Genomic DNA, 24,876 nt, shown 5'->3' with positions numbered 1-24,876 from the left:
TCTAACAAACATTTTCTCTTAAGTTTTTTTGGGTAATTTATTATTTGGAAGTCCCCAAGAAGTCGGGGATCTTTGGGGTCATAATTTATTTAGAATTGCTATATAACATCAATATCTAAAAGCCAGTTTTCATCAACAAATTCCAGATTTTCATCATATATAAGAACTAATTCACCCAACTTTTGAGAGTTATTAGTTGGCTGATAAGTAATATCAATACCAGCATTTATTAGAGAAAAATTTAGTTGTATAAAGCGTTTTTTATTAGTAACTCCGATAGAACTGCTGACTAATAAGGCTTCTAGATTACGAGGCAAAGTAATTATTTCATGATATTCATCTTGCTCATCCCAGTAGCCGCATACTTTATAATCACATGATTCAAGGTGTTCTTTAACAAGAATATCAGGATCTAAAGTTTCTAATATCTCAGTTAAATCTCGCCAAACTTGGTGATTTTTCAATTCAACTTTTGTCATACGTATTCCTACTTAATGTTCTGTTATCCAACCGGGGAAGTGCAACACACCATCAATAAATTTTGCATGAAATCGGCGATCGCCACCTTTACCTAATACTTTGGATTTCAACTCATAGCCTTCTTCTTGGGAAGGAACTAGTACAGTACGGCGTGTGGGTACTTGTCCTTTCTCGATTGCTTTTAAATGCTTGCCATTTTGATCATATTTTATTCCTAACTTTATTTGCTCGCTGGCAAATGAAATTAACAACCCACTCATTGAAAGATATACAGTGTCTGCTTGTATATCAGCCCAATTGTTAGGTAAATCTTCCATTTATTCTATGCAGATCCAGAATCAACCAGACCGAAGCAACCCTTTTTTTGAACTCCTGATTGATTATTGATCACACAACAACCGCCTCTGCAACAGCACCTTGCATTTTGTTCATCGCATCTAGCAAACTTTGCAATTGTTGGTCAGCTTTCAAAACTGCTAAACCGCGAACTGTCACTTTACCCGGAGAGTAAACAAAACGCGTCTTCAAATGTTCTGGTAAATTTCCCGCTAGTAAATTCCAAGCGGGTTCTTCCATTGGTGTTTCTAAAACAATATGCTGCTTATTCTCTGGTTTAATGCGGCTAAATCCTAACTTTTTCGCTAGCTGTTTGAGTTGCATGACTCGTAAAAGTTGATTCGCTGGAACTGGTAACGCCCCATAGCGATCGCTCCACTCAGCCGTGATATATTTTAATTCTTCTGAAGACTTCGCCGCCGCCACTGCACGGTACGCACTCATCTTTTGATCCACATCGGGAATATAATCGGAGGGAATAAATGCTGTGAGGTTGAGGTCAATTTGCGTCTCATCAACTTTGGGTATTTCTTGTCCTCTAATTTCTCGAATCGCCTCTTCCAACATCTCCATATACAAATCAAAGCCGATAGCTTCCATTTGACCCGATTGTTCCGCACCTAGCAAGTTACCCACACCCCGAATTTCCATGTCGCGCATCGCTAGCTGATATCCAGAACCGAGTTGCGTAAATTCTTGAATCGCCCGTAATCGTTGCCGTGCTGCATCCGATAACGCCCGTTGCTTCGGATAAAATAACCAAGCGTGTGCCTGTATTCCGGCACGTCCCACACGTCCACGTAATTGGTATAATTGAGATAAACCGAAGCGGTGGGCATCTTCAATTAAGATGGTGTTGACTCGCGGAATATCTAAACCAGATTCGATAATTGTGGTACAAACCAGAATATCCGCATCACCGTTACTGAAAGTCAACATGGTGGATTCTAACTCGCTTTCATCCATTTGACCATGCGCGATCGCAAACCTACCCCCCGGTATCATTTCTCGTAAATTAGCTGTCAGTTCTTCAATGCCTTCCACTCGTGGAACTACATAAAATACTTGTCCACCTCTGTCTAATTCTTGACGAATCGCACTGCGGACAATTTCCGGGGTTAATGGCGAAAGGTGAGTCTTAATCGCTCTTCTGCTGGGGGGTGGTGTGGTAATTAAACTCATTTCCCTAATCCCCGACAAAGACATATATAAGGTTCGAGGAATGGGAGTTGCGGAAAGCGTCAGCACATCAACTTGAGTTTTCAAGCTTTTAATTTTTTCCTTTTGGTTCACCCCAAACCGTTGTTCTTCGTCCACCACCAACAATCCTAAATCCCGAAAGGTGACATTTTTCCCTAAAAGTTGGTGTGTCCCCACGACTATATCTAATTCCCCCGTGGCTAATCGCTTTTGAATTGTGCGGCGTTCTTCCGCACTGCGAAAACGATTCAGTAAGCCGATATTTACCGGGTAAGGGGCAAAGCGTTCTTTGAGAGTGTGGTAATGTTGCTGAGTCAGAATGGTAGTGGGTGCTAAGAGGGCGACTTGTTTACCTGATGTCACAGCTTTGAAAATTGCCCGAATTGCTACTTCTGTTTTACCAAATCCGACATCACCACAGACTAAACGATCCATTGGGCGATCGCTTTCCATATCGCGCTTGACATCTTGCACAGCTTTTAGCTGGTCTGTGGTGGCTTGGTAGGGGAAGGAATCTTCCATTTCTTCTTGCCAAGGCATATCTTGAGGATAGGGATAGCCTTCTTGCTTGGATCGGGCTGCATACAGTTTCAGCAAATCCACCGCTAATTTTTTGATGGCTTTACGAACTCGGTTCTTGGTATTATCCCAAGCCTTACCAGTCATTTTGTGCAATTCTGGGGCTTTATCTCCTGTGCGGCGAAATCGGGATAAAGAACCGACTTGATCGGCTGCAACTCTCAGAATACCATCAGCATACTGCACCACCAAATAATCACGGGTTTCATGATTAATCGATAAGCTTTCTAGTTTGACAAATTTACCAACTCCGTGACTTCTGTGAACTACATAATCACCCTGACGCAGTTTGTTAGGGTCTACTTGCTTGGAACTCGCTTGGCGACGCTTACGGATATATCCCGGTGTAGCTAAGGAATGCTGTCCGTAAAATTCACGGTCTGTGACAACTACTAGCCGATATGTCGGCAAAATAAAGCCTTCGAGTTCTGCCAAGCCGGAATATTTCAGGGCTACAGGTGTATGGTTAATTTGTAATTTGTCTATTGCTTGGTAGTCACGGGGATTGGGGATAAATTGCGCCGGACAATCGTGTTCTTGTAGAAGAGAGACAGAACGGGAAGGTTGGGCAGAAATTAGCCAAATTGAGAAATTGCGATCGCGTTCTCCTCTGAGTGTTTGCGCGAGTTTATTAAATTGGTGCGGTGTCACAGGTAACGACCGACTCGCCAAATTTATCCCACTGTTTTCTTCTGATAGTTCCGATAAATATATAGTGGGAAATTTAGTTACATCAGCTAGACATTCATCAAAAGAACGGTGAATTTTCGGTAATTCTGAGATGATCGGGCGAGATTCTGCTTCGTTCCCCATTCCCCATTGTTCCTCAGCATTTTCCACCCAGCGATCGCTATGTGCATGACACTGTTCTGGTTCATCAACAACAACCAGAGTATTTTCACTTAAGTAATCTAAAAGTGATGCAGGTTGTTTAAAAGCCAACCCTAAAAAACGCCGACTTCCTTCTAAAAGTTCTGAGTCTGTAAAATCAGCGTTGTCTTTCAGTGCTTCCGAAACGATGGGAGCAAAGCTAGTGGGGGTAAGGGTAATTTTGTCAACTTTGTCAAGAGCAGAACGTTGAGTTGCGGCATCAAATTCGCGGATTTTCTCAATTTCGTCACCAAACCACTCTAATCTCACGGGCATTTCCGACGAAACTGGATAGACATCGACAATATCACCGCGCCGACTCCATTGACCTTCTGTTTCCACCAGTGGAACGCGTTCATAGCCCAAAGTCGTAATTTTTTCCCCGAAGGTATCCAAATCAAATTCCATACCCCGCTTTACAGTCAGACAGAACGGTGTAAAAGCATCTGGCGGTGGTAAATGGGGTTGTAACGCCCCAGCCGTGGCGACAATTGCCAAGGAACGCTTCACTGTGGGATTTTGGCTCGATTCCCAATCCCCATTGATCAAATCAGCGAGAACCTGCATCTGTCCCCAAGTCATTTCCGTTTCCGGATCAAAGGGTTCGTAGGGAGAGGCTTCAGAAGTCGGGTAAAAATGGACTGTGTGCCATCCCATCGCCTCCAACTGTGCAAAAGCGCGTCCGGCTTCCTCCAGGGTTGGCACTACTACCAACAAATTCTTGCCTGAATTTTGCGCTAATGCCGAAGTTACTAGACCTTTCGGTAGGCGAGAAATGCCATTTAACCGCAATTCTTTTTCGCGATTTAACTTGGAAAGTAATTCAGTACTCAGAGGCGATCGCGCCAAGGCACGCACAATAGAAGAAAATGCCATAAGTTTTACTACAGGAGGAAGTCGTTAAAAATAAGAAAAATTAGAGTTAGTTTATATTTACTATTTTAAAAGTCTTATAGCCTTTCCTGATCTTATCGCTAGGGAATTATCTGTCTACCTGACAGTCAGTAGGGGTGGGTTTACAGATATTATCGACAATGATTGAAATCAACCCTCCCCTGCATTCGCTTTGATCAGCGACGATTCTAAAAAATGTCCTCCATCACTTTTGAAATTTCTATCCTTTTGGTGCTAATTATTGCCAATGGCGTGTTTTCGATGTCAAAGACGGCAATCGTCTCCGCACGTAAAGCTAGGCTACAGCAGCAGGCGAATCAAGGGGATACTAAAGCGAGGGTAGCATTGAAACTAGCTGAATCGCCAAATCATTTCCTCTCAACAATTGAAATAGGAATTACCCTGATTGCTATCTTGATCGGTGCTTTGGGAGGTGCAATAATTGCGCCAGTATTAACCGTATATATACGTGCTATTCCCTTTTTAGTACCTTTTAGTCAAGTGATCGCTTTCGGGCTAGTAGTTCTAATCATCACCTATTTATCGCTGATTATTGGGGAATTATTACCAAAACGTTTCGCATTAAATAGCCCAGAAGCAATTGCTTCCTTTGTGGCTATTCCCATGACAGCCCTCACAGCCCTGGCTTCACCAATTGTGTATTTTCTCAGTGCTTCTACAGATATGATAGTGCGAGGATTGGGCATGAGTCCCTATCTGGTTCCACAAGTGACTGAAGAAGAAATTAAAATTTTAATCGAACAAGGTACAGAAGCCGGAACCTTTGATGAGGCGGAACAAGATATGGTTGAGCGAGTATTTCGTTTAGGCGATCGCCCTGCCAGTTCCTTTATGACACCCCGTCCTGATATTGTTTGGCTAGACTTAGAGGACTCTCCCGCCGAAAACCGCGAAAAAATTATTGAAAGTGCCTATTCCCGGTATCCCGTTTGTCAGGGAGGACTAGATAATGTCCTGGGTGTAATTCCAGTTACGGACTTATTAGCTAGGTGTTTTCGCAATGAACCGATGGACTTAACAATCGGATTGCGACAGCCGGTTTATGTGCCAGAAATTACTCATGGTTTGAAAGTGTTGGAGTTGTTCAAACAAACCATTACTTACATGGCTTTGATAGTGGATGAATATGGTGTCATTCAAGGATTGGTGACTTTAAACGACATCTTGAGCGAAATCGTTGGTGATGTTCCTGAAGAACCGGGAGAGGAACAACCCCAAGCTGTGCAACGGGAGGACGGTTCCTGGCTATTGGATGGGATGTTACACATAGATGAATTTTATGAACTTTTCAACCTCGAAGAGTGGGAAATCGGCGATAGAGGAAGTTATCAATCATTAGGTGGTTTTGTGATCAATCATCTAGGACGTATCCCAGTAGCCGCCGACTATTTTGAATGGCGTGGAATGCGGATTGAAGTCATGAATATGGACAGTAACCGCGTTGATAAAGTCCTGGTAACACCGATAATGGAGCAGGGAGCAGGGGGGAAATTGTGACCAATGACTAATGACTAACTTTTCGATAACCGCTTAACTTCAGCACCGACCAATGACTAATGACTAACTTTTCGATAACCGCTTAACTTCAGCACCTGCTAACATCTGATGGGCTTTTGCTAACATTTGTGGAATTTTCTCGGCGTGGGGACTACTCGCCAGAGATTTACTCAGGTCTATTTCGTCTAGTTGGTCTGCTTTGTTACCGGGGAACCAGTGACTACCATTACCCAATAGGTTGTAGCGCATTTTGGCGTAGTCTACTAAATCGTAGGCGATCGCTAAATTCAACAACCACAAAATTACAGGAATATTCACTTCTCCCGGTGTTGTTTCCCAGGTGGGTAAATTAGTTTCCCAAGTTTTTACCCAGTCTTCCCCTAAAGTGGCGATCGCTTCTTTTTCTAACTTACTCAAAATTGGCGGCAGAATTGACTTCGCTTGGTCTAAATAATCTAAAGTTTTCAGATGTTCATCAAAATCTTCTGGTCTGGATGCACCCAAACTCAAAGTATGGACATTTTCATGACTCAGACAAAACAAATCATTAAACACCATCGGACTTAAAGGGGCGCAAAGTTTAACTAACTTTTGCGGTGGTTCATATAGCTTCCCTCCTTTATCTGAAGGACTAATAATAAATACCCCCATATCGTGATGGTTAGCGGCTGTAATTGCCTCCCAATTCCATTGGTTAATATAGTACCAATGCAGGTTTACATAATCAAATTGGTTAGTATTAATTGCTTGGATAATTACCTCTTTAGATCCATGAGTAGAAAAGCCGATAAATCTCACTCTTCCCTCTGCTTGTAACTGTCGTGCTACTTCTAAACAGCCACCGGGACGCATAGTATTATCGAAAGATTCCGCATGATTGATGCCATGTATTCCTAGTAAATCAACGTAATCTAACTGGAGATTTTGCAACGATTGTTCAAATGTTTTGCGAAATTTCTGAGCATCTGCAACCGGGCTGACTTTTGTCTGGACAATTAATTTTTCACGGGGAAACTTGGGTAATATTTGCCCCAATTGCATTTCTGATGTACCATAACCGCGAGCAGTTTCAATGTGATTAATTCCCACTTCCAGGGATCGGCGAATAGTCGCTTCTAAATTTGCCTGATTATCCGCAGGAATTTCGGAATTAGGAACATCTTGCCATTTGAACTGGTATCTCATGCCACCACAAGAAAAAACAGGCATCTGTAACTCTGTGCGGCCAAATCTTCTGTAAAGCATAAATACATAAATATAGTGCATTTTGTAGAGACGCGATAAATCGCGTCTTAATTTATCGCGTCTCTACTTTTAAACAGGATCTCGTAACTCAGCCGTGCGGATTGAAAGTACCTGGATCTGATTACCGCGTTGAACCTTCACCTGTAACAACTGACCAAGACGACTATTTTCTACCAGATTCTGTAACTTATCAGCACTGGTGACAGGTTCTCGATCAATTTGTACAATTACATCCCCACGACGCACACCCGCAGATGCAGCTGGCGAATCAGGTACAACTCGCATCACCAAAACACCATTAATTTCTGGTATTTGAATTGGAGAGTTGGGGTCAGTATTATTCTGCTTTGCTAGTTCGGGGGTTAAAGTTACCATTTGCACACCTAAATAGGGGTGAATAACTTTGCCGTCACGTTGCAATTTCAAGGCGATCGCTTTAGCCTTATCAATAGGAATCGCAAAGCCAATACCCATCGCGTCAGGACGAATAGCCGTATTAATTCCAATGACTTCGCCGCGTTCATTCAATAATGGCCCCCCGGAGTTACCGGGATTAATCGCCGCATCGGTTTGAATAAAGTCTAAGCGTTTGTCAGCAATGCCAACTTGGGCGCTAGAACGCTTCAGGGTGCTAACAATGCCCAAAGTCACAGTATTATCAAATCCTAACGGATTACCCACTGCGATCGCCCAGTCTCCCACTTGTACTGCATCGGAAGAACCCAAAGGCGCAACAGGTAAATCCTTATCAGGGTTAATCTTCACCACTGCTAAATCAGTAACTTCATCAATCCCTTGAACTTTGCCTTCATAAGTGCGACCATCTTTGAGACGGACTGTCACTTTATCAGCTTTATCGACTACATGGGCATTGGTCAAAACCAGACCACCTTTATCAATAATGAACCCAGAACCTAGACCACGCAATTGTTCCGAAGGCATCTGTTGAGGGAACCCATCACCAAAGAAACGCCGGAAAAATGGGTCTTCCATAAACGGGTCTATCCGACGAGTAATAGTGCGCTCAGTATCAATCCGTACCACTGCCGTTCCCACACGATTTACAGCCGCAGTGACAAAGCTACTGCTACCTATAGCCGCATTTGCCGGTGATTGCTGGGCGACAATATCCGAGGCATCACTTGTAGAGACGCGATTCATCGCGTCTGTATAAGCAGAATAAGGTGCGGGTTCAGCTTGAGAGGGCAATACCTGCCAAGTGCTGACGGTTAGCGTCACCCCGATAATTAGGGCGAACAAATAAGAACTGAATTGACGTATAGAACTTGATATTTGGGAGAATCGCATAATTACAACCTAATATGCCAGCCTAATTTTTACCTAAACATCTATTTACAGTTATTTTTACAGAAATGGCAGATTATCCGTTCTAAACCACCTGTAATAAAAGTTAATATATTATTTAATATAATCGCTATTATGGACATTCGCCCTTTCAAGGTTCGGGTTTCAGGCTTGAACCATTTCACCAAAGCTATCGTTAATTGGCAGGAATAGTTTTCTCATTAACAATTATCTTCTAGGCTAGGATATTAATACTACCAGTGCTTTGGCAATGTGAACCCATGAACGGATTAAACCGATTAGCTAAAGAATCTTTGCCGGCATCCCAGCAAGTAGAAAATGCCCACCTTCATGATCTAAAAGAGCAGACAAATCATCCTCATGAGCATGAAAACTCGGCACATCCTCACGTTCATAGTGAAGAGTCACTACGGAAAATTGTCAATCGGCTATCTCGGATAGAAGGCCATGTTCGCGGTATTAAAACAATGGTGCAGCACAATAGCCCTTGTCCTGATGTTTTGTTACAAATTGCGGCTGTGCGGGGCGCTTTGGATAAGGTCGCGAGAATTGTTTTAGATGAACATTTAACTGAGTGTATTGCTAGAGCAGCTCAAGAAGGCAATATAGAAGTGGAACTTGAACAGTTAAAAGCCGCTTTAGATCGGTTTTTGCCGTAATTCGTAATTCGTAATGCTCCCGTTGGTAGAGCTACGCTAACGTAGTTCGTAGTTCGTAATGCCTCTTTTCCTGCTGAACGCTACGCGAACAGAGGAGCTACGCTCTAAGCGCAGCTATGCCGCAGGCTTTACGTAATTCGTAATTAAGAAAATCAGACCCACTTCTTGCTTCCTACGCCCTTAGTAACAACAAGCGATCGCCAGTTCAGCGTGTTGAACTAGTATACTTTTACTCAAAGTATGGATAATATACTGAGGAGTTACCGCCAGTAGTTGCTCGATTCTGTTTCTAGCTGCGGCTACTACTGATTCATCCAGGCTACCCCTGTTTAAGGAATCAGCAAAATCTTCAGCCATCTGATAGGTACGTTCAATAGATAATGAATTAATATTACGCGAGACAATAAACAAGTCACAACCAGCATTAAAGGCTCGCGCTACTGTCCCACTTTGGGTAAACATATCTGAAACAGCTTTCATATCGAGATCGTCAGAGACAATCACTCCTTCAAAACCTAATTCCTCTCGGAGGATTTTGGTCAGAATAGCTGGAGAAAGTGTGGCGGGAAATTGCGGATCTATCTTGGGAAAGAGGATGTGAGCTGTCATGATTAAAGGAATTTTCTCTTCAATCAGCGCTTTAAACGGGATCAATTCACGAGTTCGGAGTTCTTCTAAGGTGAGATTCAGTATTGGTAATTCAAGATGAGAATCTTTACTAGTATCTCCATGTCCAGGAAAGTGTTTAGCACATCCTAACATTTCCTCTTCCTGAAGTCCTTTGTAGTATTCACGCACACCTTCAGCAGTGGTTTCGGGAGTGCAACCAAAGGCACGAGGACCGATAATGGGATTTTGAGGATGAGAAAAAATATCTGCTACAGGGGACCAGGATAAATTTATTCCCAAAGATTTCAATTCTAATGCTGTAGCTTTTGCTACTCTTCTGGCATAAGATGGGGTTTGCCCTATAGGCGATCGCAACAATAAAGCATAAGGAAATCTGGTAATTGGGAGTGGTGTCCTGACTACCCTGCCACCTTCGTGATCTAATGTCATAAACATTGAATCACGTTCAGTATATTCTCTGATTTGATAATTCAGATTCTTGAAGCTTTCTAGCCACACTTCATAAGGTGTACCATCCAGAAAGTTTTTAGCAAAAAATATCACCCCAATTGGTTTTAAGTCACTCAGCGTGCGTTTATCATCATCACTTAATGAAGTACCTGAAATCCCAAGTATCAAGTGATGTCCAAAGCGTTCTAAATCTTGCGATACTGCCATAATGCTTCACCTATAGTTGTGTAACCAACAACGGGGAGTTTTAACTTTGAAAGAATAAGGTATTTTTCTACACCTTTATACCAATTCTGAAAATTTGTGCAACACCATACATCGGCTGTAGGGGTTGAAGTTATTATAACGGTGTGCCGTTGAGGAACATACGAAAAAAGCTTGAAATGATTTCACAGCAAGAATTTTGGGGTTCTCATATCAGGAAGATGTGCGTATATACTCTGATTAGTGTATATTTAGCCAATATTCAAAAAAATAACCCTAAGAGCTTAATGTATAAAATAGTAAGTCTTGATCTAACTATAGGAATCAGGGTTGATTTATACAAAATTCAGGATTATCATGGCTATTTCAATTGAAAATAGCCATTACTTATACTAAAAATACTAAAAAATAGTCACTCTTATTGCTTTATTTTTTATAAAAATGAGGTTTTTTAATTCCATGTTTAAAGATTTTACGCACTATATTTCTTAATTTCGCATCTCCTCTCAAAACTATATCTCTCAAATTTTGTTCTGGGCGACCTCTGAAAGACGTAACATGGTAATAATTTTGTGCATCAGCAGGCTGTGGTGAAAAATAGTAGTTAGACACGCAACAACGCCGACCATGATAGTTAATTGGGCTAACGGAATGCAAAGAATTTTTGTTAGTAACCATAATAACTAGCCGATTGAACTTACTATGAATAGTTCGACAAGGCTGCTTTAAATGTTGATCCCAAAGTTCTAAATTACCGCCATACTTTTCTTGCCAATCGGGAGTGACATAATATAGTAAATTTAAAACTCGATAGTTATTAATATCTTTGTCATGGGAATTATCCAAATGAGGATTTAAAAAACAGCCATATTCCATGAGGCTAACGCCACCAGCATAGAGGTATTCGTCTGGCATCAATTCTTGAAAGCCGGTTATTTCGGCTATTAACTTAACTATTCTGACATCCTGAAAGGCATAAATAATTTCTTCTAAAATAGAATTATACTTATCTAATTGTATGCCAACATATTTATGCTCTCTGAGGTCTTTTAACTGTAATAAGTCTTCTTTCTCAGGAAATGCGTTATAGATTTTTAATACATCATCTGTACTTAATAAATCGTCTAAGTAGCAGGTGTTTATCCGGTTTCCCAGGGAAAACTCTTGTTTTAAAGCCGATTTACTTTGTTCGAGTTTACTGAAAATTTGCTCGGCATAGTAGTTCCTCAAAGTTTTGTCTAGCATTGATGATTTTCTCCGGATTGAGCAAAAATGTCTTGAACATTATATATAATTTCTCCAAAAGTGGCATGATTAGATACTGCGAAAACTATAACCATCATAATTCACGTTTTCCTCTAACAAAAGATTAATCATCTGTTAATATGTGATATTTTCCTAACAATTTAAAAATGTCCAAAATAAATTTACATCAACTGATTCATACCCTATTATAAATAATAACCGAGGAATGCTTGGACTTTATTATACTTTGCTCTCCCACAAAAGATTTAAGTAAATACACATTTAAAGGTTAAAGGTTGTAGGAGATGTTAAACGAAGTCGAGACAAACTGCTTACAGTATTTTGCTCAACCAAACGAAATTGATAGACGGGATGCAGATAGTATTATTATTTGCCCAATTTTAAATCCTTCACCAGCTATCCAAGCCAACAGCTATTACTTTGGGCATCCAAAATGGGGATTAAATTATTTTGAAGCTTGTCATAGAGATGAAAAGTTTATAGAACTTTGGCAAGCCGTGATTGGTAGTTGGCAAGGCAAAATAGTAGTGGATATTGGTTGTGGCCCAGGCAATGTGTATGCTTCTCTCAAAGAGGTTTGTGGCGAACCGCAGTTATTACTGGGCGTAGATGTTTCTCTGGGCGCACTGAAAATGGCTCGTCCACTGGGATATACAACAGTTCTCGCCGATGCCCAAAATCTACCTTTTGTGTCTGGGTTTGCTGATATTGTCATGCTTAATGCCAGCCTGCATCATTGCGATGATATGGCAAAAGTTTTGCAAGAGGCTGCTAAATTGGTGCGTCCTGGTGGGCTTTTAATCACAGATCACGATCCCCAAAAAAGTGCTTACCAGTTTAAAGGTTTAGGTTTGCTATTGTGGCAGTTACGTTTGCCACTTTATCAGTATATTCAGCGAGGCGGACATTCCACAGCAGAAGAACAATCCTGGGGTTTGGCAACAGAGGTACATCACAAAGCTCTTGATGGTGTCACATCAGAGATGTTCTCTGAAATACTAGAACCGATGGGATTTGCTGTGAAGGTTTACCCCCATAACCATGTAGTAGGTGCAGAAGCACTAAAGGGTAATTATGGTAAACCATTTCTGAAGTATCGTCTAGCTCAGAGATTATCGGGTATAAATCCAAATTCCCCAGAAGCTGCATTAACTTTGATGTGTGTCGCTACTCGTATGGCTTGATTGTTGTTGTAATTTCTCCCCTTCAATGATCCGAATTGCCAGGATAGTTTCGGCTAAAACACGATGAAAAACGTAATACCAACCATGCCAACCATCGAAAATCCAGCCTTCGAGAATTAAACAATAGATAAATATCATCGCTGGGGCTAAGACTTTTTTTCTCCGGATACGATCCGCCCAATCAAGTTCGTTGATGGGAGTTTCTAGGATTTTCTTAGCTTCCAGCACTGTATACCGTTCTTGTGACCATAACCAACGACTAAATGATTTGCGGTCATCGTGGTAGAGATAGGCAGAGAGTATAGATGATTTACCAGTTACTTGTAAAACTTGTGTATGTCCGTCATCAATATAAATAGCTTTGCTTTTTTTAAATAGAACTTGACGGGGAGGAAGTATTCTGGTGTTACGAACGGGTTTGCCCAAGACACAATATTTGAAACTGACAAAGTAACCATCAATTTCTCCATCCACAGGTAAAGCAGCCATTTCTGAGATTAATTCATCTGTCACTAGATAATCTGCATCTAGAGAAAGTATCCAAGGGGATTGCACTTGCTCTAAGCCATAGTTCCATTGTTGACCGTGAGTATCAAATTTACGTTTAAATACCTGAACTTGTGAATAGGAGTTCAGGATTTCTAGGGTTGTATCGGTACTATAGCTATCAATAACTATAATATTTTTAGCCCAACCCAGACGCTCAATAGTGCGTTCAATATTGGCGGCTTCATTATAAGTGAGAATCAGAGGCGTAATGTGTCCTAACATTGATGTAATCATGCGATCAGAATTCAACCAATTGTCTGTAGTAGGTGTTTCCATAGGAGATGAAATAATTTTTGTAGTTTGTAATTGATTATTCTGGGGCTAATTATAAGTGCTAATACTGGAACTCCTCTATATGGAGAACAACTATTTCTTTTGTTACCTGTAATTTTAATTACATTGATAGCAATGCTTTGTATCCTAGCACTAGGTAAAAATTTACATGAAATTATACCAAAAAAATACATAAATTAATCTATATCTTCAGGATATTTGAGCGTAATGTCAAAAAGTGAGTACATAGCAAAAGAATCACCTTATTCCTGGAGTTGTGGTGATTTTGGCGTTCTGATGTTGTTGATGTATCACCGCAAAATTGCCTTTGAAAGAAGTTTTTGTGGAAGCGATCGCACAATCCCTGCCAAATGTAACGGATTGCAACGTATAATGAGAACGATAAAAGGATCAAAAAATATTGAAAGGCAGTAAGTTTAAATGCGAGTAGCGATCGCGGGTGCTGGACTAGCAGGACTATCCTGCGCGAAATATCTCACAGACGCAGGTCACACTCCCATTGTCTTGGAGCGCCGGGATGTATTGGGTGGCAAAGTGGCGGCGTGGAAAGATTCAGATGGAGACTGGTACGAGACAGGTCTACATATCTTCTTTGGCGCATATCCCAATATGTTGCAGCTATTTAAAGAACTGGATATTGAAGATCGATTGCAGTGGAAAGAACACTCAATGATTTTCAACCAGCCCGAAGCGCCAGGAACTTACAGCCGCTTCGATTTCCCGGATTTGCCAGCCCCCTTAAATGGTGTAGTGGCAATTCTGAGAAACAACGATATGCTGACATGGCCAGAAAAAATTAAATTTGGCTTAGGTCTGATTCCAGCAATGGTTCAGGGTCAGAAATACGTTGAGGAAATGGACAAATACTCTTGGACAGAGTGGTTGCGAAAACAGAACATTCCTGAACGGGTCAATGACGAAGTGTTTATTGCTATGTGCAAATCACTGAATTTTATTGGCCCTGATGAAATTTCTGCCACAATCTTGCTAACTGCCCTAAATCGCTTCCTCCAGGAAAAAAACGGCTCAAAAATGGCGTTTTTAGATGGTTCACCTACAGAGCGATTGTGTCAGCCTATAGTAGACCACATCACCCAGGGTGGTGGTGAAGTCCGCCTCAATGCTCCGTTAAAAGAGATTTTGCTTAACCCTGATGGCACTGTCAAAGGATTTTTGCTCAGAGGGTTAAATGGGGCAGAAGATGAAGTTTTAACGGCTGACTTGTATGTGTCGGCTATGCCTGTTGACCCCCTGAAGGTGATGCTCCCAGAACCTTGGAAGCAATTGGAGTGTTTCCAGAAGCTAGAAGGCCTCGAAGGTGTACCCGTAATTAACGTACATTTGTGGTTTGACCGGAAACTGACAGAAATTGATCACCTACTATTTTCGCGATCGCCCCTCCTCAGCGTTTATGCTGATATGAGCAATGCTTGTCGCGAATATGCTAATTCTGAGCGTTCAATGCTGGAATTAGTTTTAGCTCCGGCAAAAGATTGGATCACCAAATCGGATGAGGAAATTGTCACCGCCACGATTGCTGAGTTGGAAAAACTCTTCCCTGACCATTTTGGGGGAGAAAATCCCGCAAAACTGCTCAAATCCCATGTTGTGAAAACACCGCGTTCAGTTTACAAAGCGACCCCAGGTCGCCAACAGTTCCGCCCCTCGCAAACAACCCCCATCGCTAACTTTTATTTGACTGGGGATTACACCATGCAACGCTACTTAGCCAGTATGGAAGGTGCAGTACTTTCTGGTAAGCTGACAGCGCAAGCGATTTCACAAGCAAGCCCGGTAACAAATTCCTCAGACGACCTGCAAACGCCAACCCGACCGCCCGCAACGAATGCTGCAACTGCCTGATTCCCCTCCGCGCATGAAAACGCTGGTCTCTGTAGACGAGTCCTACAAACTTTGTCGGCAACTTATAGCCAAGTATTCCGCGACTTTTTACCTCAGCACTTTGCTCCTGAGCGAAGAAAAACGTCCTGCTATTTGGGCGATTTACGCCTGGTGTCGCCGCACAGATGAACTGGTAGATGGCCCAGGATGTGCCATGACTACGCCAGAAACCCTAGATTTATGGGAAAAACAACTGGAATCAATTTTTGCTGGACATCCAGTCGAAAATTATGATGTAGCTTTGGCCGATACTGTTCGACGCTTTCCAATGGACATTCAGCCCTTCCGGGATATGATTGCTGGTCAGCAAATGGATTTATATCGCAGTCGCTATGAAACCTTTGAGGATTTATACCTCTACTGTTACCGCGTCGCTGGCACTGTTGGCTTAATGTCAACGTCAGTCATGGGTTTGGATGAAACCAGAAATACCGCCCCGTGGAACTGTCAACAACAGCCTTATATGCCCACTGCTGAAGAAATTGCCTTGGGAATTGCTAAACAACTCACCAACATCCTCAGAGATGTGGGCGAAGATGCACAACGTGGGCGCATTTATATTCCTCTAGAGGATTTGGCGCGATTTAATTACACCGAGCAAGACTTGTTTAAAGGTGTAGTTGATGACCGTTGGCGCTCCCTGATGCGGTTTCAAATTAACAGAGCTAGACAGTTTTATACTAAAGCCGAAAGAGGTATTACTTACCTATCTGGTGATGCTCGTTGGCCTGTATGGGCAGCTCTCATGCATTACAGTCGAATTTTAACCATAATTGAACGCAACGATTACAATGTGTTTACTCGGCGTGCCTACGTACCCCAATGGCAAAAATTACGTTCTTTGCCAGTAGCGTGGATGCGATCGCAAGTGCTTTAATCAGGACAGTAGTCAGAATAATTCGTAATTCGTAAATTCTGCACACCATAAATAAATTCAGAAAAACTGGAAAAATTGACTGCATTTCTGTTTTACCCATTGATAAATGAAGTAGCTCTGTCTATTAATTACGAATTACGAATTATTTGCTCACTGAGACTTGACTAACTCGAAAAAGTCTGCTAACGTTATTATCTGTAGACCACCTGGAGAGGTGGCTGAGTGGTCGAAAGCGACAGATTGCTAATCTGTTGTACGGCAGGTAACTCCGTACCGAGGGTTCGAATCCCTCCCTCTCCGTTTTCAGTTATTTAAATCTAGTTTTCACCCATACCTCAAGTTTGGGTAAGACTAGCTAAACTAATATTAAACAAACCAATAAATCTTGATGTATTGGTAAAAAGCTTTACTCCTCTGGGTAGATGCTATTATTTATCCTTTAGAGCCTGTTAAGATTGGGCTAACCTAAAAACCTAGTTTGAATCTTACTTTTAGGCTCCTAAATATCTGAGGAGTAAAAGTAAACTATGCCAAAAATTAATACTGCCTTAGCGTTGAGTATAGCTACTCTAGCAACAGGTTTTCTTTTGGGAGCTTGCGACAATGCTAATAACACCAATACTACAACTGATAATACTCCAGGAAACACAACCAATAGTGGTCAAGGGCTAAAAATAGGTTCTTTACTACCCGCAACTGGTGATTTAGCCGCCATTGGACAGCAAATGTCAGGCTCAGTTCCCTTGTTAGTCGAGACTGTGAACGCTTGCGAAGGTGTGAATGGGCAACCAGTTACCCTCGTAGAAGTAGACGACCAAACCGACCCCAGAGCAGGTGCAGCTGGGATGACAAAATTAGCAACTCTGGATAAAGTAGCGGGTGTAGTTGGTTCCTTTGCTAGTAGCGTTTCTACTGCTGCTGTCTCAGTTGCTGTACCGAATCAAGTGATGATGATTTCTCCTGGTAGCACCAGTCCAGTGTTTACAGAGAAAGCCCAAGCAGGAGATTTTAAAAGCTTTTGGGCGCGGACTGCACCTCCTGATACCTACCAAGCTTTAGCATTAGCTCAACTAGCTAATCAAAAAGGTTTCAAGCGAGTTTCTACAGTTGTGATTAATAACGACTATGGCGTTGGGTTTGAAAAAGCCTTTGTCGAAACTTTTGAAAAATTGGGTGGAACTGTAGTTAATAAAGATCAGCCTGTCCGCTACGATCCCAAAGCACAAACATTTGATACCGAAGCTGCTGCTGCTTTTGCGGGAAAACCAGATGCAGTGATCGCAGTTCTTTATGCTGAAACAGGTAGTCTCCTCCTCAAAACTGCTTACCAGCAAGGTTTGACGGATGGTGTGCAAATTATGCTCACAGATGGAGTCAAAGCACCCACTTTTCCTGAGCAAGTAGGTAAAGGCGCTGATGGGAGATATCTCTTAGCTGGGGCGTTGGGTACAGTACCCGGTTCCGATGGTAAAGCATTGGCAGATTTCAACAAGCTATGGCAAGAGAAAAAAGGCAGTTCACCAGGGGAATACGCTCCCCAAGCTTGGGATGCTGCTGCTTTGTTGGTACTTGCAGCACAAGCGGCGCAGGAAAATACAGGCGTTGGGATTGCTAGCAAAATCCGTGAAGTTGCCAATGAGCCTGGTACAGAAGTTACTGATGTCTGCGCGGGTCTGAAGTTACTTAGAGAAGGTCAAGACATTAACTATCAAGGGGCTAGTGGCAACGTTGATGTTGATGCTAATGGTGATGTTGTCGGTGTCTACGATGTTTGGACTGTAGAAGCAGATGGCAAAATTCAGGTGATTGACAAAGTAAATCCTACTCCTCAATAAAAGTTGTCCAGGTAGAGCTATACAGCCCACCTTTGTGGGCTATGGCTCATTGACGCTAGCTTCTAGAGTTTTCACCTGAGTTTGTAATTCGACAATTGTTTGCAGATGCGATCGCTCTAGGGAATAACCCAACCACACAAAGCTACCACCGAATATAGTCACGACTCCAGCCAAAATACCAGTGAGTAATGTCACCTGGGAACGAAGATGTCTGACTTCCTGAAGCTGATACTGAGGCTTGGGAGGATAATTTTGACTGGTTTCGGGATCTTCCAGAACTAATTCGGCTTTAGCTGCTTGTGGTTGCTGTGTGATTTTAAAAGCCACTTGAGTTTGCAGCCAGTTAGTAATTAATTGAGAACCATTCTTTTGAAACCAGCGCCAAGCCAAAATCCTAAATACTGGCTTGGATGTCCTGGAAATTAGTTTCAGACTTCTCTTGAGAGTCCGAGAACGAAACTTCTGGTTAATCAGATTAATTGACCCTATATGATAAAGAGAATCCAATACTAGCTTGATTGTAGTTTCTTCTCTAGAAATCATATTTTGCAGCAATAGAAGCACATCATGGATGAGTTCTGCTTCTTTTTGCTTTTCCACCACAAAGTTTGCAGTGTGATCAGAGGACTGGTCAGGTTTATTCATATATATAAATGCTAGATTTTGATTAAAGATTTATTTGTTATTATACAAACTAAAATAATTACTGCAAAAATTCAGACCAAATCCCAACCTAGAAAGTGGCATTATTGGTTAATCTGTTGCGTCACTGTGGCAATTTAACTGTGATAGTAGAAATTTTCGATATTATTGCCGAATTTAGGCATCATATCAAGATACAAAATCATGTATTGTCCAGTGATACTCACGATGTCACCGACATTACTATTATCTCACCTCTATAGCGTTTCCTAGTCTGCTGAGGTACAAGAACCCCACTCCCAACCCCCTCCGGTGCAAGCGAGGAGGGGGCTATGATGTACCTTATATGATTAGTAAAGGCTATATACTTTATTTAGGTTCATGAAAAGTAAAGAAATTTAAAAGTTATAAAATACAAAAGGCAAAAGTGAGCATCACTTTTGCCTTCTATTTTTCAGATTATGTAATTAGAAACCAGTGAAATTGTAACCAACTCCTAACAATAAACCGATATCAGTCTCATCAAAAAATCCGGCATTCAAAGAAGCTGTAGCCGTGAATTGAGGATTAAGAGGAAAATCAACTCCACCCGTGATTAACAAGGCAGTGCTTGAATCACCACCAGTTTTAATAGCTGCACCTACTCCAACATAAGGCGCGATCGCTAAGGGTTCATCAAATGGATCTGCCTGTTGCAAGTTGAAGTCGTAGGTAATAGGAAGCAAAATTGTGGTGTCGTTACCAAATACGGCTGATGGTCGTACCGAGATGCTATTTGTCAATCCAACTTTACTAATGACTGCAAAATTACCGTCACCTAAAGATGAGTCACCACCTGCTACACCAATATTACCAGCAACGCCGACATAGCTTCTACCGCCACGAGTAGGTCTACCCAAATCGATATCTGCTTGTGCTACCTGAGTAGAAGGAAATTGAGCAGTTGGTTTTGATTCAGGAATTAAGGCTGCTGATGAAGTTAAAGCGGTTCCTGGTACAGGTGTAAGTGTTCGATTAGCAACTTCCTGGGGATTAGCGTTGGGAAATTCCTGTAAATCAGTGGCATCGGCAGATGTTGCATTTACAGCAGACTCAGTGAGTACTTGAGTATCTACTGTTTCAGCAACCGCCGGTAAACTAGTACCCAATACTGACAGGGCAGCTACACAGGGTAAGTAAAATAAACCTTTGCGGGCGCGTAGGGTGTTGTAGAAAAGAATAAGATTGTTCACATTCACTCCTTACTAAAATTTTGCCATAATTGGCACTCTTTACTTATGATTCAACCAAATAGGGCGATAGTCAAACTGTAACATCACACCATCAGTTATTACATCCCTAAGTAGACGTAAGTCTTGTTAAAAATACTAAATAAGGGGTAGAAAAAATCAGCAGTGCCGAAGCTGTCAGAGAGTAATTACACTTAAATTGCTAGTATTTAATCAAACTTTGCTTGTCTTTCGGCTCTAAATTCGCAGGAATCGGGCGATCGCGCTACGCTGAAGCTCAAATATGCGAAATTTTAGCAGTATTTTTTCCGAATTCGTCTCAGTTTCCGAATATCTGAAAATATCCCAGTAATATTTATCTATCTTTAGGAGGAATGAAAGTAGCGGTGATTAATACTAAATAAATAGCTATTCCGATCACCTGACGAACTTTAACAGTAAATCTCCTCTCTGCTATTTCTGAGCAGTGGGAGATTTTTTTCATTAGCAACTCTGTTCCTTACTGCACCTTGGTATGAGTTTGGTCACTTCTGCTCTGATTTGACGCTTATACTAATCTGGTGTTAAATTTGGTTCAACTTTTGATTCTAAATCTGATTATGAATAAAGTTCACAAACTAGCACACAAGGTTTTGCAAAGTCAGGAAGAGTCAATGAGATTTTCAGTGACATTAACAAAAAAAGACAACTCGCGCCTAGAAAAACTTGCTGAACTCATGGGTTACTCGAAAAGTGCTTTCTGTAGTGAATTGATTTCCTCAGCGCTAGATGATATGCAAGAAGTGATGGATATACCTGACTCCGAGATTACAGCATCTCTCCCTTCCGCCGAGGAATACACAAAAGCTTTCAAAGCGATCGCACCAAAATTAACAACCGGACATCGTGCCATGTTACATTTTCATTATCATGCACCTGATTACACGGCATCGACATCCGAACTTGCTCAAGCAGCTAATTATAAGAGTGGCAGCGCAGTAAATCTTCAATATGCAAGATTAGGGATGATGATTGCAGAACACTTAAATTGGTCATTACCCAAGCACTCTGATGATTCTCCATTTCCTACTGCACTGATTGTTGAGTGGAATTTGAAAGATGTTTGGTACTGCACACTGCACCCCCAAGTAGTCACAGCAATTGCAGCCGTTGGTTTAAATGGTGAATAAAAACATTGAGATTGCTACCATTCCGCCAAAGCGATCGCAACTCCTTGTTGCAAATCCGGTGTGATTGTGGAATTATGGACTAATCGCTGTAACTGTTGATATGCAACTTCTGCGTCCAGTTTTTTCAGTGCGGCGATCGCGTGTAATCTGACAATTTGATTGGTATCTGCTAGCAATAAAATCAATGGTTCAACAGCTTGATTATTTCCTAACTGTCCCAAACCTAATGCGATCGCACTTTTAATATTAGCTCCCAAAGGATTTACAACTGTGATGGGATGCTGTAACTGCAAAATATTTAATAATATTTCGGCGGCTGGTTTCATTAATTGCGGCTTTTGCACTTGCCCCAAAACTGTGATAATTTCCTGCCAAAGTGTCTCTGATGTGGTTTGATTAAGTGCTTGTTGCAAATATGACAACCCAGATAAAGTTTCCCCCCAGACTAAAGCCCGAATAATTTCTAATTGTAGTTTGAGTGGTGTATTGGGTAAAACTAACACCTCAAATAAATGCTGCGCCGCCGCATCAGTCCCCATTCGGGAAAGAGCGATCGCCGCTGCACAACAAACTTCAAGATTAAAATCGTATAATCTGGGTTGCAATCTCGTTACTAAATCTAATTCTGTCGATAAATCAGGGCGAAAACCTAAACCCTGCACTGCTGCACCTCTGACAGTGGCTGCAACGTCATCCAAAGCATTTAATAGAACTTGTGGTACACGTTGGTCATGAAAGCTGCTGAGGGCTTCTAGGGTAGCGCTACGGACTACGGCTTGTGCATCTTGGACAATACTTAATAAAGGTGTAATTGTCTCCTGAGTGCGAATATAAGCAAGCGATCGCACTGCTAAAAGTTTGGTCTTTTCCTCAGCCAAAAGTGCAGTCAGTGCCGTAATCGCCGCAGTCCCCATTTGCCCTAAAGCTGATGCAGCCATAGCCTTGAGTTCTTGATTTTCGCTGGTTTTCAGCAACTCTACTAAAGACACTATGGCATCCGGGTGTTGAAACTCCCCCAAAGTGCGAACTGCATACCAACGTAAATCTTCTTCGGCCTCTTCATCTTCCAGAATATCAATCAATGGGGGGATAGCAATGTTTCCTAATTGCCGCAACACTTTGGCAATATCCCAACGTTGCTGAAAATCTCCCATTTCTAAAATTGAAAGTGCTAATTCCAGCACATCTTGCCGATTTTGATCTAGTTTTGGGTGGTTAGAGTCTAGTTTCAACATCAACTTTTGGAGATATTGAATCAGTAATGACCAATCTGCTGCATCAGATGCGGCTTGTGCTTGGACTAAAAGCTGGTTGATCTGATTCACCATGCTTGCAAATAGGGTGGGGAAAGAGCGCTAATTTGGTTTAACTAAAACAGAATTATTCTCAATCTTAGCTGTGTAAGTTTTGAGTGGTTTTGTCGCCGGGCCTCTTTGCACCTGACCATCACTGCTATATTCTGCACCATGACAAGGACAAGCAAATTTATTGCCTTCAGCGTTCCATGCCACAGTGCAACCTGAGTGAGTACAAGTAGGGTTAACAGCTATGAGATTTTCACTCTCAGATGTACCGACTAATAAAACATTCACAGATGGCAAGTTTTTGACTGACAATTGACCATCTTTATCTAACTCTGCCACAGTCCCCACAGTTTGCCAATCGTCAGATGTAACTGTTTGGTCAGAACAAGCCGCGATCGCCACAGGTAGGCTACTAATTATTGCACTCAAACCTACCCAATTAATGAAGTCACGACGTTTCATAGTTCTAGAAATTCACTGTAATATTTATTGACCATTATCTTAACAGGTCAACAAAATTACTTAACAACTCCCAAAACAGGCGCGACTTCCGAGGCTGGGATAGTAGGAACGAAAAAACCTTGAGCATAAACGTTGGGATTTGTTTGGGAAATAGTCATCAGAGATTGGCGTACCTGAGCATTTACCGCCACAGTCTTCGCATCATACATTTGCATAGCTAACTTGGGGTAAAACCCAATACCGATAATTAGCACTATAAAACAGGCAGCAATAAATACCTCACGCGGTTTAGCATCGCTATAAACGGTTTCATCGGGTAGCAAACAGTCAGTACCAAAACAAGCCGTTCCCTCATCCTCCAGATTTTCCAAAGCTGCATTATTAACGTCACACATCAAGGCTGCACTACTGCCGTAAAATACCTTTCGCAGCAGGTTGAGCAGATAAATTGGCGTGAGGATAACTCCCACTGCGGCGAGGAAAACTGTCACGATGCAGAAGGCTGAACTATAGACATCGCTGGTAGTTATGCCCACAAAAACCGCAAGTTCGCCGACAAAGCCACTCATCCCAGGAAGAGCTAGGGAAGCCATCGCGCTGATTGTAAATAGTGCAAATACTTTCGGCATCACCTGACCAATACCACCCAGATCATCCATGATCATCGTCCGAGTGCGGTCATAAGTCACACCCGCCAAGAAAAATAGCACCGATGCGATTAAACCGTGGGAAATCATCTGCAACATTGCACCGCTAATGCCCAAATCAGTGAAGGAAGCAATACCTAATAGTACGAATCCCATGTGAGAAATCGACGAATAAGCCAGCCGACGCTTCATATTTCCTTGGGCGAAGGAGTTCAAAGCACCATAGATAATATTGACAACCCCCAGAATAGCTAGAACTGGTGCAAAGTAAATATGTGCATCAGAAAGAATTTCTAAATTTAGGCGAATTAATCCGTATCCGCCCATCTTCAGCAATACACCTGCAAGAATCATCGATACTGGAGAAGAAGCCTCTCCGTGAGCATCTGGCAACCAAGTGTGCATGGGGAACACAGCCAACTTGACACCAAAGGCAATCAGCAATCCTGCATATAGCAATAGTTCCAAATTCAGGGGGTAATCCTTCAGTCCTAAATCAACTAAATCAAAACTGACATTACCGCCACCGTAAAGCCCCATTGCTAGTGCTGCTACCAGAATAAATATAGAAGCCGCAGCTGTATAGATTAAAAATTTTGTCGCGGCGTAACGACGCTTCTGCCCACCCCAAATACATATAAGTAGATAGACGGGAATTAGCTCTACTTCCCACATGATGAAAAATAGCAGCAAGTCCTTGGCAACAAATACCCCTACCTGCGCCGAGTACAAGACTAGCATCAGGAAATAGAAAAGCCGGGGTCTGCGGTCAACTTGCCAAGCTGAAAAAATCGCCAGTGTCGTCACCAGTCCGGCTAAAAGTACAAAGGGAACTGATAACCCATCTACAGCAACTGCCCAATTAAGACCTAATTGAGGCATCCAGCTATAATTTTCTTCTAGTTGAAAAGTAGTATTGCTGGCATCGTAATGATGCCAAAAGGCGTAGCACATCAAGATTAAGTCTACAACTCCCACACCCAGAGCGTACCATCGTATCCACTTGCCGTCTTTATCGGGTAGCACAGGGATAACTAGAGCAGCAATGAATGGTAGCAGGACAATCGCGGTTAGCCAGGGAAATTGGTCTGCCATCATATCACTAAGAAATAATACTTATTTATA

The 24,876-nt window shown here is 42.0% G+C and carries 21 protein-coding genes and 1 tRNA gene; 9 read left to right on the top strand and 13 right to left on the bottom strand.

Features of this window, described 5'->3' with window-relative positions:
• Window positions 1–98 precede the first annotated feature (98 nt).
• The 3 genes from ACM0OW_RS19605 to mfd all read right to left on the bottom strand — a co-directional run bounded on the left by ACM0OW_RS19605 (window position 99) and on the right by mfd (window position 4,341).
• On the bottom strand, window positions 99–479 hold the full coding sequence (locus ACM0OW_RS19605) for a hypothetical protein (protein WP_414551825.1): 381 nt from the start codon (window positions 477–479) through the stop codon (window positions 99–101).
• A gap of 12 nt (window positions 480–491) precedes the next feature.
• On the bottom strand, window positions 492–797 hold the full coding sequence (locus ACM0OW_RS19600) for a hypothetical protein (protein WP_414551824.1): 306 nt from the start codon (window positions 795–797) through the stop codon (window positions 492–494).
• 70 nt (window positions 798–867) lie between these two features.
• The gene (gene mfd, locus ACM0OW_RS19595; RefSeq protein ID WP_414551823.1) at window positions 868–4,341 is read right to left on the bottom strand and encodes a transcription-repair coupling factor; all 3,474 of its coding nucleotides are present in this window, start codon (window positions 4,339–4,341) and stop codon (window positions 868–870) included.
• A gap of 213 nt (window positions 4,342–4,554) precedes the next feature.
• On the opposite strand from mfd, the gene ACM0OW_RS19590 reads away from it, so the two are divergent.
• The gene (locus tag ACM0OW_RS19590; RefSeq protein WP_414551822.1) at window positions 4,555–5,877 is read left to right on the top strand and encodes a hemolysin family protein; all 1,323 of its coding nucleotides are present in this window, start codon (window positions 4,555–4,557) and stop codon (window positions 5,875–5,877) included.
• Between the two features lie 63 nt (window positions 5,878–5,940).
• Here ACM0OW_RS19590 and ACM0OW_RS19585 read toward each other — a convergent pair whose 3' ends face one another.
• A complete protein-coding gene (locus tag ACM0OW_RS19585; RefSeq protein WP_414551821.1) occupies window positions 5,941–7,122 on the bottom strand; it encodes an aldo/keto reductase in 1,182 nt (393 codons plus the stop codon).
• A gap of 69 nt (window positions 7,123–7,191) precedes the next feature.
• The gene (locus ACM0OW_RS19580) at window positions 7,192–8,430 is read right to left on the bottom strand and encodes an HhoA/HhoB/HtrA family serine endopeptidase (protein WP_414551820.1); all 1,239 of its coding nucleotides are present in this window, start codon (window positions 8,428–8,430) and stop codon (window positions 7,192–7,194) included.
• 278 nt (window positions 8,431–8,708) lie between these two features.
• On the opposite strand from ACM0OW_RS19580, the gene ACM0OW_RS19575 reads away from it, so the two are divergent.
• Window positions 8,709–9,107: a metal-sensing transcriptional repressor gene (locus ACM0OW_RS19575; RefSeq protein ID WP_414551819.1), complete on the top strand. Its 399-nt coding sequence runs from the start codon at window positions 8,709–8,711 to the stop codon at window positions 9,105–9,107.
• A gap of 180 nt (window positions 9,108–9,287) precedes the next feature.
• Here the strand turns inward: ACM0OW_RS19575 and nagZ are convergent, their stop codons facing one another.
• Complete coding sequence (gene nagZ / locus ACM0OW_RS19570; protein WP_414551818.1) at window positions 9,288–10,394, bottom strand: beta-N-acetylhexosaminidase; 1,107 nt, start codon at window positions 10,392–10,394, stop codon at window positions 9,288–9,290.
• A 423-nt stretch (window positions 10,395–10,817) separates the two neighbouring features.
• On the bottom strand, window positions 10,818–11,636 hold the full coding sequence (locus ACM0OW_RS19565; protein WP_414551817.1) for a 2OG-Fe(II) oxygenase: 819 nt from the start codon (window positions 11,634–11,636) through the stop codon (window positions 10,818–10,820).
• A gap of 305 nt (window positions 11,637–11,941) precedes the next feature.
• Here ACM0OW_RS19565 and ACM0OW_RS19560 point away from each other — a divergent pair, with 305 nt between their 5' ends.
• Complete coding sequence (locus tag ACM0OW_RS19560; protein ID WP_414551816.1) at window positions 11,942–12,841, top strand: class I SAM-dependent methyltransferase; 900 nt, start codon at window positions 11,942–11,944, stop codon at window positions 12,839–12,841.
• Here ACM0OW_RS19560 and ACM0OW_RS19555 read toward each other — a convergent pair.
• A complete protein-coding gene (locus ACM0OW_RS19555; RefSeq protein WP_414551815.1) occupies window positions 12,806–13,666 on the bottom strand; it encodes a glycosyltransferase family 2 protein in 861 nt (286 codons plus the stop codon). The genes ACM0OW_RS19560 and ACM0OW_RS19555 overlap by 36 nt on opposite strands.
• Window positions 13,667–14,104: 438 nt before the next feature.
• On the opposite strand from ACM0OW_RS19555, the gene pds reads away from it, so the two are divergent.
• The 4 genes from pds to ACM0OW_RS19535 all read left to right on the top strand — a co-directional run bounded on the left by pds (window position 14,105) and on the right by ACM0OW_RS19535 (window position 18,298).
• Window positions 14,105–15,547: a 15-cis-phytoene desaturase gene (gene pds / locus ACM0OW_RS19550; RefSeq protein WP_414551814.1), complete on the top strand. Its 1,443-nt coding sequence runs from the start codon at window positions 14,105–14,107 to the stop codon at window positions 15,545–15,547.
• Window positions 15,531–16,463 carry a 15-cis-phytoene synthase CrtB gene (crtB, locus tag ACM0OW_RS19545; RefSeq protein WP_414551813.1) on the top strand — a complete coding sequence of 311 codons (933 nt, stop codon included), beginning with the start codon at window positions 15,531–15,533 and terminating at the stop codon, window positions 16,461–16,463. The genes pds and crtB overlap by 17 nt, the downstream gene beginning before the upstream one ends.
• Window positions 16,464–16,671: 208 nt before the next feature.
• Window positions 16,672–16,763: transfer RNA gene (locus ACM0OW_RS19540), tRNA-Ser, on the top strand.
• A gap of 227 nt (window positions 16,764–16,990) precedes the next feature.
• The gene (locus tag ACM0OW_RS19535) at window positions 16,991–18,298 is read left to right on the top strand and encodes an ABC transporter substrate-binding protein (protein WP_414551812.1); all 1,308 of its coding nucleotides are present in this window, start codon (window positions 16,991–16,993) and stop codon (window positions 18,296–18,298) included.
• Between the two features lie 39 nt (window positions 18,299–18,337).
• Here the strand turns inward: ACM0OW_RS19535 and ACM0OW_RS19530 are convergent, their stop codons facing one another.
• Entirely contained in the window at window positions 18,338–18,943 is a 606-nt protein-coding gene (locus tag ACM0OW_RS19530) for a hypothetical protein (RefSeq protein ID WP_414551811.1), read from the bottom strand.
• A 95-nt stretch (window positions 18,944–19,038) separates the two neighbouring features.
• Between ACM0OW_RS19530 and ACM0OW_RS19525 the strand changes: the two genes are divergently transcribed.
• Window positions 19,039–19,203, top strand: a complete 165-nt coding sequence (locus ACM0OW_RS19525; protein ID WP_414551810.1) for a hypothetical protein — start codon at window positions 19,039–19,041, stop codon at window positions 19,201–19,203.
• Window positions 19,204–19,407: 204 nt separating this feature from the next.
• Here the strand turns inward: ACM0OW_RS19525 and ACM0OW_RS19520 are convergent, their stop codons facing one another.
• The gene (locus ACM0OW_RS19520) at window positions 19,408–20,178 is read right to left on the bottom strand and encodes a hypothetical protein (RefSeq protein ID WP_414551809.1); all 771 of its coding nucleotides are present in this window, start codon (window positions 20,176–20,178) and stop codon (window positions 19,408–19,410) included.
• A gap of 590 nt (window positions 20,179–20,768) precedes the next feature.
• Here ACM0OW_RS19520 and ACM0OW_RS19515 point away from each other — a divergent pair.
• Window positions 20,769–21,338 carry a hypothetical protein gene (locus ACM0OW_RS19515; protein WP_414551808.1) on the top strand — a complete coding sequence of 190 codons (570 nt, stop codon included), beginning with the start codon at window positions 20,769–20,771 and terminating at the stop codon, window positions 21,336–21,338.
• 14 nt (window positions 21,339–21,352) lie between these two features.
• Here ACM0OW_RS19515 and ACM0OW_RS19510 read toward each other — a convergent pair whose 3' ends face one another.
• Genes ACM0OW_RS19510 through ACM0OW_RS19500 form a run of 3 tightly spaced genes read right to left on the bottom strand, consistent with a single transcriptional unit; the run spans window position 21,353 to window position 24,849 of the window.
• The gene (locus ACM0OW_RS19510; RefSeq protein ID WP_414551807.1) at window positions 21,353–22,666 is read right to left on the bottom strand and encodes a HEAT repeat domain-containing protein; all 1,314 of its coding nucleotides are present in this window, start codon (window positions 22,664–22,666) and stop codon (window positions 21,353–21,355) included.
• Window positions 22,667–22,693: 27 nt separating this feature from the next.
• The gene (locus ACM0OW_RS19505) at window positions 22,694–23,104 is read right to left on the bottom strand and encodes a ubiquinol-cytochrome c reductase iron-sulfur subunit (RefSeq protein ID WP_414551806.1); all 411 of its coding nucleotides are present in this window, start codon (window positions 23,102–23,104) and stop codon (window positions 22,694–22,696) included.
• A gap of 56 nt (window positions 23,105–23,160) precedes the next feature.
• A complete protein-coding gene (locus ACM0OW_RS19500) occupies window positions 23,161–24,849 on the bottom strand; it encodes an NAD(P)H-quinone oxidoreductase subunit 4 (protein WP_414551805.1) in 1,689 nt (562 codons plus the stop codon).
• Window positions 24,850–24,876 lie beyond the last annotated feature (27 nt).

The organism is Anabaena sp. CCY 0017, assembly GCF_963920885.1.
In the GTDB taxonomy this organism is placed as follows: Bacteria; Cyanobacteriota; Cyanobacteriia; order Cyanobacteriales; family Nostocaceae; genus Nodularia.
Note: the sequence above shows the minus strand (reverse complement) of the source record. Positions and strands in the feature narration are given on the sequence as shown.

Bases quoted from the DNA above. Each gene is read 5' to 3' on its own strand.
- ACM0OW_RS19530 (WP_414551811.1), bottom strand. From the start codon at position 18,943: ATGAATAAACCTGACCAGTCCTCTGATCACACTGCAAACTTTGTGGTG.
- ACM0OW_RS19575 (WP_414551819.1), top strand. From the start codon at position 8,709: ATGAACGGATTAAACCGATTAGCTAAAGAATCTTTGCCGGCATCCCAG.
- ACM0OW_RS19535 (WP_414551812.1), top strand. From the start codon at position 16,991: ATGCCAAAAATTAATACTGCCTTAGCGTTGAGTATAGCTACTCTAGCA.
- mfd (WP_414551823.1), bottom strand. From the start codon at position 4,341: ATGGCATTTTCTTCTATTGTGCGTGCCTTGGCGCGATCGCCTCTGAGT.
- ACM0OW_RS19600 (WP_414551824.1), bottom strand. From the start codon at position 797: ATGGAAGATTTACCTAACAATTGGGCTGATATACAAGCAGACACTGTA.
- crtB (WP_414551813.1), top strand. From the start codon at position 15,531: ATGCTGCAACTGCCTGATTCCCCTCCGCGCATGAAAACGCTGGTCTCT.
- ACM0OW_RS19565 (WP_414551817.1), bottom strand. From the start codon at position 11,636: ATGCTAGACAAAACTTTGAGGAACTACTATGCCGAGCAAATTTTCAGT.
- ACM0OW_RS19500 (WP_414551805.1), bottom strand. From the start codon at position 24,849: ATGATGGCAGACCAATTTCCCTGGCTAACCGCGATTGTCCTGCTACCA.
- pds (WP_414551814.1), top strand. From the start codon at position 14,105: ATGCGAGTAGCGATCGCGGGTGCTGGACTAGCAGGACTATCCTGCGCG.
- ACM0OW_RS19605 (WP_414551825.1), bottom strand. From the start codon at position 479: ATGACAAAAGTTGAATTGAAAAATCACCAAGTTTGGCGAGATTTAACT.
- ACM0OW_RS19555 (WP_414551815.1), bottom strand. From the start codon at position 13,666: ATGGAAACACCTACTACAGACAATTGGTTGAATTCTGATCGCATGATT.
- ACM0OW_RS19580 (WP_414551820.1), bottom strand. From the start codon at position 8,430: ATGCGATTCTCCCAAATATCAAGTTCTATACGTCAATTCAGTTCTTAT.
- nagZ (WP_414551818.1), bottom strand. From the start codon at position 10,394: ATGGCAGTATCGCAAGATTTAGAACGCTTTGGACATCACTTGATACTT.
- ACM0OW_RS19560 (WP_414551816.1), top strand. From the start codon at position 11,942: ATGTTAAACGAAGTCGAGACAAACTGCTTACAGTATTTTGCTCAACCA.
- ACM0OW_RS19590 (WP_414551822.1), top strand. From the start codon at position 4,555: ATGTCCTCCATCACTTTTGAAATTTCTATCCTTTTGGTGCTAATTATT.
- ACM0OW_RS19510 (WP_414551807.1), bottom strand. From the start codon at position 22,666: ATGGTGAATCAGATCAACCAGCTTTTAGTCCAAGCACAAGCCGCATCT.
- ACM0OW_RS19585 (WP_414551821.1), bottom strand. From the start codon at position 7,122: ATGCTTTACAGAAGATTTGGCCGCACAGAGTTACAGATGCCTGTTTTT.
- ACM0OW_RS19515 (WP_414551808.1), top strand. From the start codon at position 20,769: ATGAATAAAGTTCACAAACTAGCACACAAGGTTTTGCAAAGTCAGGAA.
- ACM0OW_RS19505 (WP_414551806.1), bottom strand. From the start codon at position 23,104: ATGAAACGTCGTGACTTCATTAATTGGGTAGGTTTGAGTGCAATAATT.